This window comes from Novipirellula rosea (assembly GCF_039541335.1).
Lineage (GTDB): Bacteria > Planctomycetota > Planctomycetia > Pirellulales > Pirellulaceae > Novipirellula > Novipirellula rosea.
On the sequence record NZ_BAABGA010000064.1, the window covers coordinates 182016 to 197602 of the forward strand.

The 15587-nt window shown below is 55.4% G+C and carries 12 protein-coding genes; 9 read left to right on the forward strand and 3 right to left on the reverse strand.

All coding sequences use genetic code 11. From position 1 onward, the window contains the following. Nucleotides 1–272: 272 nt before the first annotated feature. The 6 genes from uvrA (at nucleotide 273) to ABD971_RS23665 (ending at nucleotide 9309) form a co-directional block, all read left to right on the forward strand. Nucleotides 273–6752 (forward strand): excinuclease ABC subunit UvrA, encoded by a 6480-nt coding sequence (uvrA, locus tag ABD971_RS23640; protein ID WP_345326129.1) that lies wholly within the window; start codon nucleotides 273–275, stop codon nucleotides 6750–6752. Between the two features lie 405 nt (nucleotides 6753–7157). After that, nucleotides 7158–7511, forward strand: coding sequence for a hypothetical protein (locus ABD971_RS23645; protein WP_345326131.1), 354 nt, complete (start codon nucleotides 7158–7160; stop codon nucleotides 7509–7511). A 268-nt stretch (nucleotides 7512–7779) separates the two neighbouring features. Then, nucleotides 7780–8121, forward strand: coding sequence for a hypothetical protein (locus tag ABD971_RS23650; protein ID WP_345326133.1), 342 nt, complete (start codon nucleotides 7780–7782; stop codon nucleotides 8119–8121). 225 nt (nucleotides 8122–8346) lie between these two features. After that, nucleotides 8347–8760 carry a DMP19 family protein gene (locus tag ABD971_RS23655; RefSeq protein WP_345326135.1) on the forward strand — a complete coding sequence of 138 codons (414 nt, stop codon included), beginning with the start codon at nucleotides 8347–8349 and terminating at the stop codon, nucleotides 8758–8760. A 151-nt stretch (nucleotides 8761–8911) separates the two neighbouring features. Further along, nucleotides 8912–9127: a type II toxin-antitoxin system HicB family antitoxin gene (locus ABD971_RS23660; protein WP_339944026.1), complete on the forward strand. Its 216-nt coding sequence runs from the start codon at nucleotides 8912–8914 to the stop codon at nucleotides 9125–9127. Continuing rightward, nucleotides 9124–9309 carry a type II toxin-antitoxin system HicA family toxin gene (locus ABD971_RS23665; RefSeq protein WP_339944028.1) on the forward strand — a complete coding sequence of 62 codons (186 nt, stop codon included), beginning with the start codon at nucleotides 9124–9126 and terminating at the stop codon, nucleotides 9307–9309. Before ABD971_RS23660 ends, ABD971_RS23665 begins: the two co-directional genes overlap by 4 nt. Before the next feature lie 145 nt (nucleotides 9310–9454). Here the strand turns inward: ABD971_RS23665 and ABD971_RS23670 are convergent, their stop codons facing one another. Together ABD971_RS23670 and ABD971_RS23675 are read right to left on the reverse strand one after the other, a co-directional pair. After that, nucleotides 9455–9595 (reverse strand): type II toxin-antitoxin system RelE/ParE family toxin, encoded by a 141-nt coding sequence (locus tag ABD971_RS23670; RefSeq protein WP_345326254.1) that lies wholly within the window; start codon nucleotides 9593–9595, stop codon nucleotides 9455–9457. 148 nt (nucleotides 9596–9743) lie between these two features. Then, complete coding sequence (locus tag ABD971_RS23675) at nucleotides 9744–9992, reverse strand: ribbon-helix-helix domain-containing protein (RefSeq protein WP_345326138.1); 249 nt, start codon at nucleotides 9990–9992, stop codon at nucleotides 9744–9746. Nucleotides 9993–10172: 180 nt separating this feature from the next. Between ABD971_RS23675 and ABD971_RS23680 the strand changes: the two genes are divergently transcribed. Then, nucleotides 10173–10541 carry a hypothetical protein gene (locus ABD971_RS23680; RefSeq protein WP_339944035.1) on the forward strand — a complete coding sequence of 123 codons (369 nt, stop codon included), beginning with the start codon at nucleotides 10173–10175 and terminating at the stop codon, nucleotides 10539–10541. A 505-nt stretch (nucleotides 10542–11046) separates the two neighbouring features. Beyond that, complete coding sequence (locus tag ABD971_RS23685; RefSeq protein WP_345326140.1) at nucleotides 11047–11457, forward strand: hypothetical protein; 411 nt, start codon at nucleotides 11047–11049, stop codon at nucleotides 11455–11457. A gap of 133 nt (nucleotides 11458–11590) precedes the next feature. Here the strand turns inward: ABD971_RS23685 and ABD971_RS23690 are convergent, their stop codons facing one another. Next, a complete protein-coding gene (locus ABD971_RS23690) occupies nucleotides 11591–12295 on the reverse strand; it encodes a hypothetical protein (RefSeq protein ID WP_339946390.1) in 705 nt (234 codons plus the stop codon). Nucleotides 12296–12565: 270 nt separating this feature from the next. On the opposite strand from ABD971_RS23690, the gene ABD971_RS23695 reads away from it, so the two are divergent. Continuing rightward, nucleotides 12566–15586: a hypothetical protein gene (locus tag ABD971_RS23695; protein WP_345326143.1), complete on the forward strand. Its 3021-nt coding sequence runs from the start codon at nucleotides 12566–12568 to the stop codon at nucleotides 15584–15586. Nucleotide 15587 lies beyond the last annotated feature (1 nt).

The following is a 15587-nucleotide window of genomic DNA, read 5'->3' on the forward strand; positions in this document are numbered from 1 at the left end:
CTGTTAGTAATCCACTGTTTTAACTCAGCATGGGATCATTCACGAGGGTACACGTGGTTGGCAACATGGGCACCAACCTATCCCAAACCACCTAAAATCATGGGCTACCGCCCACCAATGACGCTGGCAAACCGTGTCCCGACCCCAAAAAGAGCCGCTCGGGACAATCCCGGTGAAAACCGATACACTACCCCCTTTCCCTTGCGTGAGAATGGTCATAGCGTTGATGATTCACACGGAAATTCCTTGTTCTAAGAGGCACCTGAACGAGCATGACGACGAAGGAAATCACAGTCAAAGGTGCTCGAGAGCATAATCTTCGCGATGTAAACCTTAGCCTGCCGCGAGGCCAGCTGATCTGTTTTTCAGGTGTTTCCGGGAGTGGAAAGTCTTCGCTAGCATTTGACACGCTGTACGCCGAGGGTCAACGGCGGTACGTCGAAAGTCTGAGCAATTACGCTCGGCAATTTATGGGCCAAATGCCGAAACCCGATGTCGATTTTGTCGGCGGGCTGAGTCCTTCGATTTCGATCAGCCAGAAATCGACCGGAAATAATCCGCGAAGTACCGTCGGCACGATCACCGAAATCTACGACTTTCTACGTGTCTTGTTTGCCCGGGTCGGAACCGGACATTGCCCAAAGTGCCAATGTGAAATCACGGCCCAGTCGCGTGACGCGATCGTTTCGCGGATTTTGTCACTGCCTGGCGAAGCGACGTTGTGGGTAATGGCGCCGTTGATCCGCGGGCAAAAAGGGGAGTTCCGCGATCTGTTCGAGGACCTTCGTAAACATGGCTTCTCACTCGCCCGCGTCGATGGCGAGACGATCCGGCTGAGTGACCCGCCGCATCTCGATCGCCAACATCGCCATGATGTCGAAGTCGTGGTCGACCGCATTGATCCCGATTCACGCGATCGCGGCCGGATCACCGAAGCGATCGAAACCGGACTAAAACTTGGCGAATCGAGCGTAGTCGTTTCGCTGTCCGAAGCGAATGATCGTGATGCCGGTAAACCGTCCAATGACCTGCTTTACTCGTCACGCTATTCCTGTGGATCGTGTGGCCAGAGTTTCAAACCGCCCACGCCGCAACTGTTCAGTTTCAATAGTCCTCAGGGTATGTGCGAGGCCTGTGACGGGCTGGGCCGACTGTACACATTCGTGCCTCAGCAATTGGTTCCCGATGAAACAAAATCGGTTCGCAAGGGAGCCGTCGAACTGCTCGGATCTTGGGGCGACATGGGTCGCTACCGTCGTCACGTCTATCAGGGCGTTGCCAAGGCGATGGACGAGCTGCTCGAGCTGAAAGAAGGCACGATGCTCGAAGGCAAATGGCAAGATTTGCCCGAACAAGCCAAGCACGTTTGGTTGTGGGGCACCGACGATTCGCTGGAATTCACTTGGAAAGGCAATAGCCGAGCCAAGACGTACTCGGATTCGTTCGATGGATTCATCCCTGAACTGCTGGCTCGTTACCGTACGAACAAGAACAAGATGCAACAGCGTCAGTTCGAAAAGTACATGAACACGATCGAGTGCGTCGATTGCCACTCACAGCGGCTGAACCCGCAAGCCTGCGCCGTCACGCTGACCACGAAAAGTCAAAAATACATTGCCGCAGCCGGTACGGACAAAGCCTCACTGCCCACGCTGTGTGAATTGCCGATCGATGAACTGATCGAGTTTTTCAGCGACATCCAGCTCAGTGACACCGATGCCAAGATTGCTTCGGAAGCACTCAAAGAGATCCGCACGCGGCTAGGCTTTCTATTAGGTGTGGGACTCGACTACCTCACGCTCGGCCGCACCGCACCGACGCTTTCCGGAGGCGAATCCCAGCGAATTCGTTTGGCGGGTCAAATCGGCAGCGGGCTGGTCGGCGTGCTGTATATCTTGGACGAGCCCTCGATCGGATTGCATCCTCGTGACAACGACCGTTTGATCGAAACGCTCGTTCGGCTCCGCGATCGCGGTAACACCTTGATCGTGGTCGAGCACGACGAAGACACGATGCGGGCATCGGACATGGTCGTCGACTTTGGGCCTGGACCGGGTATTAAAGGCGGACGCGTCGTTGCAGCCGGAGACGCAGAAACCGTTTCCAACACGGCCAAGAGCGTGACGGGGCAATTTTTGTCGGGCAAACGCAGCATCGATCCGCCGGCAACGCTACGCCCCATCGACCCGAATCTGCAATTGACCGTCAAAGGGGCTCGTTTTCACAACCTTCGTGACATCGATGTCTCGATCCCGTTGGCCACGGTCACCTGTGTCACCGGGGTTTCCGGCAGCGGCAAGAGTTCGCTGATCGGCGGGATTGTGGAACCGGCATTGCGAGTCGCACTGAACGGTGCGGAATGTGAAAGTGGCGAACATGATACGATCGAAGGACTCGAGCATCTCGACAAAACCATCGCGATCGATCAATCGCCGATCGGACGTACGCCACGCAGCAACCCGGCGACGTACGTCAAAGTCTTTGACGAGATTCGTAACCTGTATGCAAAACTGCCCGAAGCGAAAACACGCGGTTACACCGCCAGCCGGTTCAGCTTCAATGTCGATGGCGGTCGCTGCGCGGGCTGTGATGGCAACGGCGCGAATAAACTGGAAATGGACTTCCTTGCCGACATCTGGGTGACCTGTCCCGTTTGCCAAGGACGCCGTTACAACCGCGAAACGTTGTCCGTCCAGTTCAAAGGCAAATCGATTGCCGATGTGCTGGAAATGGACATCTCACAATCGTTAGCGTTGTTCAAAGACATCCCCAAGATTGCTGAAAAACTGCAAACGCTTGTCGACGTTGGATTGGAATACCTGAAACTCGGGCAACCCTCGCCAACGCTCTCCGGTGGCGAAGCACAACGAATCAAGCTTTCGCGTGAACTCAGCAAACGGGAAACCGGACGCACGCTGTACGTGCTGGACGAACCGACGACGGGATTGCACTTTGCCGATATTGAACTGCTGCTAAAGGTCATCCACGGACTGGCCGACCGCGGCAACACGATTGTGATCGTCGAGCATAACACCGACGTGATCAAAACGGCCGACTGGGTCATCGACTTGGGTCCCGAAGGGGGCGCCGGTGGCGGATTGGTCGTGGCCGAAGGTCGTCCCGCGGACGTTGCCAAGGTCGACGGCAGTTACACCGGCGCGGCAATCGCCAAATCGCTGGGCATGAAACCGCGAAAGACGGCGACCAAAGCGAGCGAAAATATCCTGTCAAGCATCATCACGACGACGGCCAGTACGAACACGCACGTATTGGTCGAAGGTGCGACCGAGCACAACTTGAAATCGGTCGACGTCGAGATTCCGCGCGACGCGATGACGGTGTTCTGTGGCCCGAGCGGTAGCGGCAAAAGCTCGTTGGCGATGGACACGATCTACGCCGAAGGACAACGCCGTTACGTCGAATCGTTGTCCTCGTACGCTCGCCAATTCATTGGCCAAGTTCAGAAACCCAAAGTCGAACGGATCGAAGGGCTGTCGCCGGCGGTGGCGCTAGAGCAAAAGAATTTGGGGCATTCGCCGCGGAGTACCGTCGGCACGGTGACCGAGATCTACGATTACTTGCGGATTTTGATGGCTCGGCTTGGGACGATGTATTGTCCCGATTGCCAAGTGCCCGTGGGCACCCAGACGCCCGACCAAATCGTCGACAAGATCATGGCACTGCCCGAGGGGACGCGGGCCATGTTGATGGCGCCAATCGAAGTGCAGTCGGGGCCGGCGTCCGAAGACACCTGGCAATCGCTTCGCAGTACCGGATACCAACGGGTGCGAATCGATGGAGTAACCACATCGCTAGACACCGCCCCGATGCTCGACGCGCGACAGCGCCACGAAGTCCAAGTGGTGGTCGACCGCATCGTGGTTCAAGAATCGGATCGATCACGAATCAGTGACAGTATCGAACAAGCCTTGTCGCTCGGCATCGGCGTGTTGCAAGTCGGGTTTGCCGAAGCCGATGTCGATGAAAAGTTGTGGAAAGTGGTCACGCATAGCCAACACTTGGTGTGTGGTGATTGCGGGCGTTCGTTCAACAACTTGACGCCGCACCATTTCTCATTCAACTCTGCGGTCGGCTGGTGTCCTCAGTGCGAAGGACTTGGAACTCAAACGGGAACTAATCCGGCGGCATTGATCTCGTCACCGACCGCAACGCTGCTCGAAGGAGCGTCGCTGCTATGGCCATCGGTCGATAAGGCAGTATCGCAGTGGATGATGCGTGCTTTCTCTCGTCAAACGCGAATTCCAATTGATGTGCCGTTTGACAATCTGACCGTCAGCCAACGGCGGATCTTGTTTCACGGCTCGGGCGAACGATGGATCGAAGTCCGTGAAAGTGATCGCGAGACGGCAACAAAAACGACATCCAAACAAGACGTTGTCGTGTTCCGCTACCAATTCAAAGGTTTTTATCCGGCACTGGCCGAAGCAGCACGTTTGACGCCGGGACTGCGTGGCAAGTTGGAACAATTTGTTGACGAGATTGATTGTAGCGCGTGCGATGGATCACGATTGCAAGAGGACGCCGCAGCGGTGCGTTGGCGTGGACACACGATTGCAGATATCGTGCACATGCCGCTGGTTCGACTCGCTGAACACATTGCGACTTGGAAATTGGACAAGCGAGAACGCAAAATCGCGGGCGAATTGGCGCGTGAGATCACCTCGCGAATCAGTTTCCTATTGGATGTGGGACTCGATTATTTGACGCTGCACCGCGGAGCCGCAACGCTCTCAGGCGGCGAAGCGCAGCGGATTCGCTTGGCCGCCCAATTGGGCAGCGGGCTGTGTGGCGTGTTGTATGTGCTGGACGAACCAACGATCGGGCTGCATCCACGCGACAACCAACGACTGATCGGAGCACTGCATCGATTGCGTGACCTTGGTAACACGCTGTTGGTGGTCGAGCACGACCATGACGTGATTGCCAGTAGCGATTACTTGGCGGACTTTGGCCCCCGCGCGGGCCGCTACGGCGGACGCATCGTCGCCCGCGGCGAACCAACCAAAGTGCTGCCGGTCGACCAATCGGTCACCGCCGGTTACATCAACGGCACTAAATCGATTGCGACCCCAGAGCACCGCCGGCCCACGTTTGGTGCGAATGGCTCGGCGTATGTGCAGGTGTTAAAGATCACCGGAGCGAGAGAGAACAATCTCAGCGGCGTGGACGTGCAGCTTCCGCTGGGCGTGTTGACGGCGATCACCGGCCCGAGCGGCAGCGGCAAAAGTTCGTTGATCGAAGGCGTCCTGTACCCCGCATTGGCTCGACGACTGCATCGTGCTCGCGTTCGCCCCGGTCGCTACGAAAAACTCGAAGGCGTTCGCTTTATCGACAAAGTGATCCAGGTCGACCAATCGCCGCTGGGCAATAGCCCGACCAGTAACCCGGCAACCTACACCGGCGTGTTTGACTTGATTCGCCAAGTCTTTGCCGAGCTACCTGAAGCCGTCGAGCGACGTTTCACGGCAAGAACATTTAGTTTCAATGTGGCTGGCGGTCGCTGTGACACGTGTGAAGGCAGCGGGCAATTGAAGATCGAAATGCACTTCTTGCCCGATGTCTGGGTGCCTTGCGAGGAATGTGATTCACGCCGTTACCATCCCGATGTGCTCGAAGTCAAATTCCACGGCGCCTCGATCGCCGACGTGCTGGAAATGCAATGCGGCGAAGCGCTCGATTTGTTCGCCGAACATGACAAGATCTCGCGGATCCTGCAGACAATCTGTGACGTCGGACTCGAATATGTCACGCTCGGTCAATCGGCACCGACACTCTCGGGCGGTGAAGCACAACGGGTGAAGTTGGCGGCGGAACTGGCACGCCCGATGACAGGGCGAACGCTGTACATTTTGGACGAACCGACAACCGGTTTGCACTTTGACGACATCGAAAAGCTGTTGGGGGTACTGCAGCGATTGGTCGAAATGGGTAACACCGTCGTCGTGATCGAGCACAACCTGGACGTAATCAAATGTGCCGATTGGATTATCGACATGGGGCCAGGCGCGGGAGTCGAAGGCGGTCAGATCGTTTTCGAAGGAACGCCCGAAGCGTTAGCGGCTACCTGCACGAACACGAAACGAGGCGCCGTCGTCTCGTCGACCGCGCCGTTTTTGGCCGAGGTCTTGGGGCACAAGGTGCCCGCCAGTGCGAAACGCAAAGCGTTACCGAAGGCTACGAAGAAAACAGCCACGAAGAAGAAAGCGACAGCGAAGAAAAAATCCAGCAAACCTGCCGCAGCGGAATCTTCGACCAATGGCGAGGTCGAGCGGGACGAGGTGAGTGCGGCGGAGACCAACGACAGCGTTCATCCGTGGAAGGTGCTCGGACGACGCTGGCACTCGTTGGGCAAAGGTTTCCCGGCCGACACCGAACCTGAGTGGCCGATTGAGTTGGCCGACATGATCTTGAAGTTGCTCGAGAATGTCGCCGGTGATAATTCACTGCGATTTGACGCCCCCGACCGAGTCGTCGTGCGTCCGCAAGGCCAGCAAAAGAATTGGGCCGAGGTCGAGACCAAAACTCCTGAATCACTGAAGGTCACATTGGCGGGGCCCCACGAAGCGGTGGACATGGATCAGCTCAGTGCGCTCGGTTTCAACGGTGCCGTGCAGCCGGCGGCAACCGAGCAAGCCGAAGTGACACTGCGGTTGACGGAACTGAAACACGCCAGGAGCCGGAAACTGAAAACGTTCTTAAAACAGCATCTACAACGAACCATCAATACCTAGAGCAGCAATTCCAAGCACGACCCAGCAGGCGAGTTGTATTGGAGGTCAAGTAACAGCGCATCGTGGCCTGAGTCATTTCAAAACTTCCAGGCTTTGCCTGCTACTGATCCTTGATCGTAATCTTCTCCGACTGTCTTCCAGTCAAAAGGAGCGAGAGCAGACGGGACTAAGACTACGAATTGCTTGCCCAAGGACCAGGGCACCGGCGACAGCCATAGTCGCTCGGCTTTCCAAGCCGATTGCGTCCATTCACTCGCAGCAAACCGCTTCATCGGCAACCCGCCGTGGAACCCGAGAGTATGCGAAGGACATAGGCAGTGACGATTGATTTCTGACAGACGAATGGGGGGACAGACGAATAAATACAGAGCGACGATTCGGCTGTCCCACATTCGGCTGTCAAAAGTGCTTTGCGTCCGTTCCTCTCGCGAGAAATTGACTGGCACCCCGCCAACGTTTGCCGCGACTCAGCATTTCAAACCCGAGTACGATTCGGCAGGCGAATTGTTGTCGAGCCGAGTCACGATCGCCGTGCAGAACGGAGATCGTCCGATCTATTTCACCGGCATCATTGCGACGATGGAGCGACCAGGATTTGTGACCCTCTCGATTCCGCCTGAGGAGCAGTGGAGCGAATCACTCCGCTGGCTCACACGAGAGCAGCAAGAGCGGTTTGCCACCGCCAATTGTTTCAAAATGTTGCAAATGCAGATCACCGGCCGGTATTTGAGACTCCTTCAACGTGTGCCACCGAAGTAAGCGGTTGCTGATTGTTGCAGCGGAAAGCTCCGGACAAGACCGTCGCGATCGCAAACAAGCTGGCTGCGGTTTCGCAAAGAGGGCACTAGGGAGCTGGAAACCCATTCCACAAACCGAACGAAATTTGCAGCAACCAGCAGTACCTCGCCAACAAACATGGATTAAAATCGAGGAAATCAAAAACGAGTCTCCAGCGTGGAGTCTCCTCCCCATAAAGTACGACACCGAGGCGTACATAACTCCGTTAGGCGACCTACCCGTAAAGCAGATGGACGACGGCATCTTTCTCAGTGGCGGCATTGACCAATGGCCGTCCAAATCCGAAATGGCACGCATCATGCAAGGCGCGGGTTTCGACGTTTACGTTGGTCAATACTCAATCCGTCTTCGAGACTGCGACCATTTCGTTTTCCAATCCTACGGCGGCGACATATGCGAACCGACGATTGACGCGGACGGCAATACCCTTGAAACGATGACCCGTGATGCCCAGCGTGTTTCCAATGCGTTGGCCGCTCACGATATTCGGCACCGCTTCGAGATTTACAATGGCAACGACGAAATGGTCGGCTATTTGCACCACAAATGGCCCCAGGCACCGGTCGTCTAACATGGTTTTTACGCAAGGTCGCGGCTGTCGTCGTTGGAACGTCTTAGGGTGATGAACGTCGATCCCTTCGGTCGCGTACCTTCTGGTGCAAACCCGCGGACACCCTCGCTCTTTGTTCAAACGGCGAACTGTTGGTAAGATGTTTGGTGGCACTTGAGTCGTCCGCGTCATTGCGGACGGGTGTCGTAAAAACCTTCCGTTAGCCGCTCGAGTGCGTTTGAGAATATGGCCGATCTTTTCGCTGTCTCCGAGACCATTGCCGCCAAAGAGCAAGCGGTTGGCTTCGGTTCACTAACACCCGCTGAACAGACCTTTCACGCAGTTTGGTGGTTCGAGGCTGAACTCAACAATGGCGGCTTCGATCAGTTCTTCTTCAATTCCGCTGGCGACTTAACGTCTAACACAATCGAGGCACTCGAGCTCATTGGTGCGTCCGCCTGTGCTGCAATTGTTCGCCGTGCGTGTGCGCTGTTCCCTCGTTCGGTGCCGTCCCAAGATCGTGACACACGGCAAGGCGAACTTGAGACGATCACCGACGCTAATGAAGATGCTTTTGAAAAACTGGACGCTGAATTCTACGCTTACCCGGAGGACATTGCGGGGTTATTGACCGCGTACTGGGATTCGCACGGCGGCTAACATGGTTTTTACGCTGGGCCTTCGGCACACCTTCGTCCTTTGGCAACGGTCGCTCGCCTTGGTACAATTTTTGGTAGTTCAGACTCGCTCGCTTCGTTTAGGGCGGTGTCGAAAAAACCTTCCGTTGCGCGGCCTGCTTCAAGGACCCCCAATGCTTACTCCACACTACAATGCTGTTATTCGTCAAGATGGCGAATGGTGGATCGGCTGGATCGAAGAGGTACCCGGCGTGAACTCGCAGGGTGCGACTCGTGACGAACTGATCGCCAATCTGCGTGAAGCGCTTGCCGAGGCAATCGAGATGAACCGCGAGGATGCACGAAAGGCCGCTGGTGCGGCCTATGAAGAAGTGGCGATCCAGCCGTGAAACGTCGTGATCTGGTCCGGCATCTGTTGGACTGCGGCTGTGCCCTGATCCGTGAGGGCGGCAGTCATTCATGGTGGGGGCATCCGGTCAACGGTGCACGTTCAGCCGTTCCTCGTCATCGCGAAATCTCAGATCACCTCGCACGGAAGATTTGTCGCGATCTTGGCATCCCAGAACCGTAGGTCGCACAACATGGTTTTTACGCTAGGCCTGCGGCACACCTTGGTTCTTTGGCAACGGGCCATCTCCTTGGTACAATTTCCGGCAGTTCAGGCATCGCTCACTTCGTTTGAGAACGGCGACGTAAAAACCTTCCGTTATGTGCCCTTAGATGTTTGGTTTGTCGACGTCGCCACGAATGACACGGACGACGTCCACGAATCCATTGGTGCATCGGAAGAATATCACGTAGCTGCCCAGGTAGGTCGACCGAATTCCCTCGCCCAGTTCTGGGCGCTCATCTCCAATCTCTGGGTGCTGTGATGCGAGTCGACATTTCTCGCGAAGCTTGGAAACCCATCACCGTGCAGCATCGGGCTTGTCGTTGGCAATGAATCGAGCGATTTGTTTCAAATCGTCTTTCGATTGTGCGGAGTACCGAAGCCTCGGCATAAGATCAGCTTCCTTGCTGCGTAGATTCGACCTGGTCGATTTCTGCGTTCACTTCTGCGAATACGGTTTCTTCATCTAGGTGCTGACCGTTATCTAATTGGTCAATACCAACTTGAATTTCGGCTTTCAACTGTTCACGCCCCATTAACATCCGGACGCCTTCAATGATCGCCGCTTCTTCCGAATCGAATCGACCTTCAGAAACTAACGCTTTTACAAACGCATTGATGTCACTCGGCAAATTAAGATTCATCATTCACTCCAATGCGCAGGGGCACATAACATGGTTTTTACGCTAAGCCCCTTCGGGGACATCTTCGCCGTGGATTCGACCGCGTCTTCATTATACAATCAAAAAAAGATTCAGACTATCTTCGCTTCGGTGGCGACGATGTCGTAAAAACCTTCCGTTGTGCGACCCTACCGCAATCTCATGGCTGCCGACAAAGCATCATCGCAGCCCTGGGACGCAACTTGGCAAATTGCACTCGCTCGCTTCGACAAACTTGTTGTCGATCGGCTCGTTCTAGCGTCTGTGCGTGACGTGATCGCCACGTTGATTGACATGCCCGAAATTCGCGGGTTGTTCATTAAATCTTCGATGTTCACCGCATTCGTCACTCCCTACTCCTCTTACCCCGACTTTTTCAATGGTCGCCGCATTACGATTGACGCGGATGGAGATTCGGCCGTCACTGTGCGATTTCTGCGTGTTGGTTTTGACCAATCCCCGTCCGAACACACGTTCACAGTTGACGTTGCCCCAACGCAAATTGCCGCGTTGTGCCGCGAATATCTTTGATTCGCCGGTCTCCTAACTTACTTAGGGTTTGGGGCAACGAGGAACGAGCCTGATCCCAAACCGATGTTCAAGGCGAGCCGCTTCGTGGCGGGAGGCGGCCGGATCGTCAACGCGACGTCGCGTGACACTATGAAGCGCTAGTGGGGAGTACAGCTCGATGCATCGCAGCACTCCGCTTAAATGCTTCGCCGAGTATTGCTTTCTTACACGGTCGGGAGAATACAGGAAAATGGGTGACAGAAAAATGAAGATGCTGCATTTGGGGGCTGACCATTTTCCTGTCCCTCATCTTCCTGTAAATTCAGCTTTGCTTGCTTGATTGATCAATCAAGCGATGCTTCGCAAGGTCAATTCCTACACACCGACTTATTAGCAACCCACAGTACCTTGCCAGCAAGAATGGAATAGAATCGGGGGCAAACAAAAAGGAGACTCCAGCGTGGGGCCTCCTCCCCGTAAAGTACGACACCGAGTCGTACATCACTCCGTTGGGCGGCACAGGCAAATGCCTACACAACGCGACGAACACATGCCCGACGCCGACTTTCTCGCGTTATTGGCATCATCCGTGATTCAACCTCGACTGGCTTCGTTCGAGCAGGACGGCTGTCCGCGTTTGATCGCGTCCTACGTTGTTGGCGTGCAGAATCTCCTCACCGACGTTGGCGCTGTTTCGTCAAATGGCGACGCGGATACGCACTGCAATGGTGAATTGCGCGTTCGCGTTCGACACACCGGTGATCCGTCTCGCATTGTCTGGCGTATTGAATCGCTTTTCCCGCATGTGATGCCGTCTACTGGATTCGTGGGGTTTGACGCTGGCGGTGATGCTCGGCTCGGCCCGGATGGTTGGTCCATTCGCAATGCAAACTGGACTGGAAAGTACGGCGTCGACTACTGGCACGGGTGGTCGTAGTGCCGCCCAACATAATTTTTACGCTAGGCCTTCGGCACGCCTATGCCGGTCGGTCACGCGGGCTGGCGTGGGTGGAACGAATTGGTTGCTTGGCGAGTTTCGCTACGTTCGTAGCCGTCGCCATAATCTTGAACTAGGCAGCGCGTTGGTCGGATTGCTGCAGGTGCAAATCGGAGTCAATTGCTGCAAAGATCTCCGCGATCAAACGCTTTGATTTACCCCAGTCATACCACTGCGCCGAAATCGTAGTCGCCACCGAGACTTGGACGCATCCATCGCTCTCTTCGAGCAATAGGTGCAGCTTGCCACAGTTCGTGATCAGTGTCGAAGGCAACTCCGCTGTCAGCGAACACTTGTCGATGTCCTGGTGGACTTCGGCGATCATCAACGACTTTGCCGCCAACGCACACAAGGTTGCCAACAGCACCCGCCCTGGTGGTGCAAAAAACACCTCCGTTGCGTGACGATCCGTTTTGAGTCCGAGTTTGTCACAGATCGGCAGAATGACTTTGCTCAGCTTGACGAGCGAAAATCCGATCGGCGACACGGCATCGAACACTGCCAATAAGTCTTCCCCCGTGACTCCTTGACGAGAATCACGCGCCGCCAACGTGATGCGTTTCCGCGCATCGTCGCTCGCAAGTACGGTTTCGTATTGAATCGAGTCTGTCCAATGAATCACGGCCTCAATAACGGCAGCCTTGTTATCTACGGCTTCGATAATCGAGTCGCTGGATTCGGCTGACGGTGGGTCATCCCCAACGAGCGGCTCCTGACGTTGCCCACATTTGGCGCAGAACGTCGCTGCCCCATCGGCACCACAGTGAACACAGTACATTGAAGTCGTTTCCCTGATTTCGGGTTTGTGAGACGCTACAGAAACATTACCCGAAGGTAGCCAAATTTTTGTTCCGGTAGCAAGTGCCGTTCACCGCCGATGACGACGATCGGAGAAGACGCCCAATATCGCTTCGTGATTGGTTGGGGCCGAAACTCACGCACGGGCTTCGCTACGTCGGTTGCCGCACGAAAATCATGACTTCGCTTACGCATTTTGCTTGCTGGCTCGGCTAAAATGGTCGAGAATGTTCCGAGCGAGGGTAAAAGCGTGAAATATTTCAATGGTATGATAGCGGTCGCTGCGAACCTGGTCCTGCTGACCAGCGTGTTTGCGGAAACATCGCCCAGTGATCCTGCCGCCAACCCGCGTTCACAGTGGGCTGTGATTGCATCGGGCGAGGTGCTCAAGAGCGGTTTGGCCGATTTGCTGAACGTTCATCTATCCCAAGATGAGTCGATTGCTTTGGTCGATCGCGAACGACTCCGCGACGCGACCCGTGAATTGCAGTTCGCCAAGATCCTGCAAGCCGATCATCCCCAACTCCGCTTGCAGCTTGGAAAAACGTTAAACGCGGACCGATTGTTGGTGCTCTCGATGCTGCAGGAACAAGGCAAACCTCTGCTGCGAGCCGTTGTTTGCGATGCCAATCGGGGAGTGCGATTGGCTCATCAAACGTTTGCTTTCTCGGAGAACCTCCTGCAATTGACCGAGCAATTAGCGGCGAGTGTTGACGAGATCGACCAGCGGTTCACGAGCGGAATCCATACGATCGTCGCGGTGCCTGCGTTTCTGTCCGAAGACTTCAGCCAACGATTTTCCCATCTGCAATCTCGTTTCAGCAACCTGCTAAGCGACTCGCTGGCAACCTACCCAGGCGTCGCGGTTGTCGAAATCGAAGAAGCCAACGCGATTTTGCGTGAACAACAGGTGACACTTTCCGACGGGCTTCGGCGGCCGATCGCGATGATCGTCAAGGGCAGCTACACGATCCAGCAGACGAAGCCGGACACCCCACGCAAAGTCACTTTGCATATTGAATTGACGAAAAACGCTGCTGACGCAGAGACGATCGACAAGTCGATTGAACTCCGGCACATCGACGACTGGTTTGTTAAGACGTTTGCAAAACAGTTGGCCACGATGGGAAGTAAAAACGACTCTGAATTAACAACGGATTTACAGAAAGCGATTTTGCTGCGGCATGCAGAGCGGTTCGCAGAACTCGGCGACTGGGACCGCTCGAGCTCGCTTCGCGAGGCGGCACTTGTACTTGATCCCCAAGACGCTCTGCAGCGTGGACTTGTGATCAGTGAACTGCAATATCATTTCACTCGTGATATCGATCAATATTGGTTCAAGAAAAAGTCGCCTGCAGAACATCGCCAAGCGATTCTGCAGCGTGCTGCCGACGACTACGTCCGAGCACTCGATCACCTCGAGTTCTTGATCCAGAATCGACGGATCAAACGGGGCGATGCGATTGGGCTGTTTCAATCACAGATGTGGTACAAACAGGGTGCCGTGGGGCCGATCCCCGACGACATCTCGCGACACAGTGCACTGCAACCCGCTTGTACTGCACAGCGCCGATTCATCCGTGAAGTCTACGCGGCAGTTAACGAACTCGAGCCAGGCCGCGTGCTTCCGCCCCACCTAAGCGACCCGTTTTATGGCTGGCAATACCCGCTGGTTCTGCACACCTGTAACGACGTCATTTTCAATCATTACAACCAGGATTCACTCGAATCGCTGTGGGACACGATTAGCCGTGTCCTACCAGACGATGCCAACGTTTCCTCGCTGGTCATGGGGGTGATGAGTCGCGACTTTGCGTCGGAAACGCGAGCGGACCATGCCGAGTTCCTAGACCGGCGGCAATCGCTGCAAACTTCGATCCGCGAAACCACCGATCCGCAGGCGAAAGCATTGGCGAACAACGAGTTTCACCGTGTCTCGCCCAACGACTTCCATCATCATGTGGATCAAGCGAAACGCGAATGGACGACGTTTTTAGAACGGCTGACCGAGTCGGATCGTGCCGTGGTCCGGCTGTATGGTCACTACGGACGTTTGACGATTTTCGGGAAGCAAAACCCCTTGCCCATCATCGACGCACTGGAATCGCAGCTCGCCGAGATCAAGTCACTTGGCCGCATTCACGATCGCGAGCTGAAACCGCTGGAAACCAACCTCGCGATGGCGCGAAAGCGGTATCAAGCGGTTCCTTTTCCAACGCCTGCGTGGAAAGGCATCGAGCAATCGCTGGGACAGATGCGTTTCGATCCCATTTCACTGACGGTGCAAGGCGAACCGAGTACGAATCCGCCGCCGCAAATCAAAGGCATGCTCAAGTGCGGCGAGCACTGTGATGCGTTCTGGACGCAGGATCAATTTTTTGTGATGCACGAACCGGGAGTGCTGCAAGAAATCAAGCTGTCGGACGCGACCTGGAAACATGCATTGTTTTGGGAGGTCAGCTGGGACGGAGAATGCATCTGGTTGTTTGCTCACGGCCAGGGAATTGTGGCATTCAAACCCGATGGCACGCGACTGGCCACCTTGAATGCTCGCGATCATTTGCCGGGTTATGACCGTGGCATTTGCTTGCTCGGATTATCGCCGCGCCGCGCTTTGGCGGTGGGCAGTTTCGGAGAAAACAAGCGGGCGTGGTGTGGCGTGCTGGAGATCGACGAGCAGGGCAAGCCATCGGTCGACCTCTTTTTTGAAGCCAAGTTGGCGGCGGAAGGTCGACCGGCAGCCGAATCGGCCGCTGATCCGCTAACCGCGTTTCGACCGAATTGGATTCATCGCTTCAATTCTGCCGGTGGAAACAGCACCGTGTTCGTCGGGCGTAGCGAATTGAAGGGAGCACTGGAAATTGATTTGCAAACGCGTCAAGTTTCGGTTTCAAAATTCTTGAATACATCCTCCTTCGGACGCCAAGCCTTCTTCAGTCACAATGGCAATCTGATTGCCTCGCTCGGCGGCAATAGTTTGATGCAGTACACCGTGGCCGACGACAACACGGCGGTTCGTCAACAAAAACTGTCGACCATCGATCCCTACGTCGACCAGTTGTTGCTACATGACGGCTGGCTGTACGTGCCCGGCAAAGTTTGGCGGCGAATGGATCCCGACGAATTGCAATTGCAGCGTTTACAGCCATCCAATTCGCGGCTGCCGACTCGATACTGGTCGATGAAATTTGGGGTGTCCGCGCATTACGGACTTGTCGGCCACTCACTCTACGAGAATCAACCACCGCTGTTTCAGATTTCGGTAGATTGAG

Bases quoted from the DNA above. Each gene is read 5' to 3' on its own strand.
- uvrA (WP_345326129.1), top strand. From the start codon at position 273: ATGACGACGAAGGAAATCACAGTCAAAGGTGCTCGAGAGCATAATCTT.
- ABD971_RS23650 (WP_345326133.1), top strand. From the start codon at position 7,780: ATGGACGACGGCATCTTTCTCAGTGGCGGCATTGACCAATGGCCGTCC.
- ABD971_RS23655 (WP_345326135.1), top strand. From the start codon at position 8,347: ATGGCCGATCTTTTCGCTGTCTCCGAGACCATTGCCGCCAAAGAGCAA.
- ABD971_RS23660 (WP_339944026.1), top strand. From the start codon at position 8,912: ATGCTTACTCCACACTACAATGCTGTTATTCGTCAAGATGGCGAATGG.
- ABD971_RS23675 (WP_345326138.1), bottom strand. From the start codon at position 9,992: ATGAATCTTAATTTGCCGAGTGACATCAATGCGTTTGTAAAAGCGTTA.
- ABD971_RS23680 (WP_339944035.1), top strand. From the start codon at position 10,173: ATGGCTGCCGACAAAGCATCATCGCAGCCCTGGGACGCAACTTGGCAA.
- ABD971_RS23685 (WP_345326140.1), top strand. From the start codon at position 11,047: ATGCCTACACAACGCGACGAACACATGCCCGACGCCGACTTTCTCGCG.
- ABD971_RS23690 (WP_339946390.1), bottom strand. From the start codon at position 12,295: ATGTACTGTGTTCACTGTGGTGCCGATGGGGCAGCGACGTTCTGCGCC.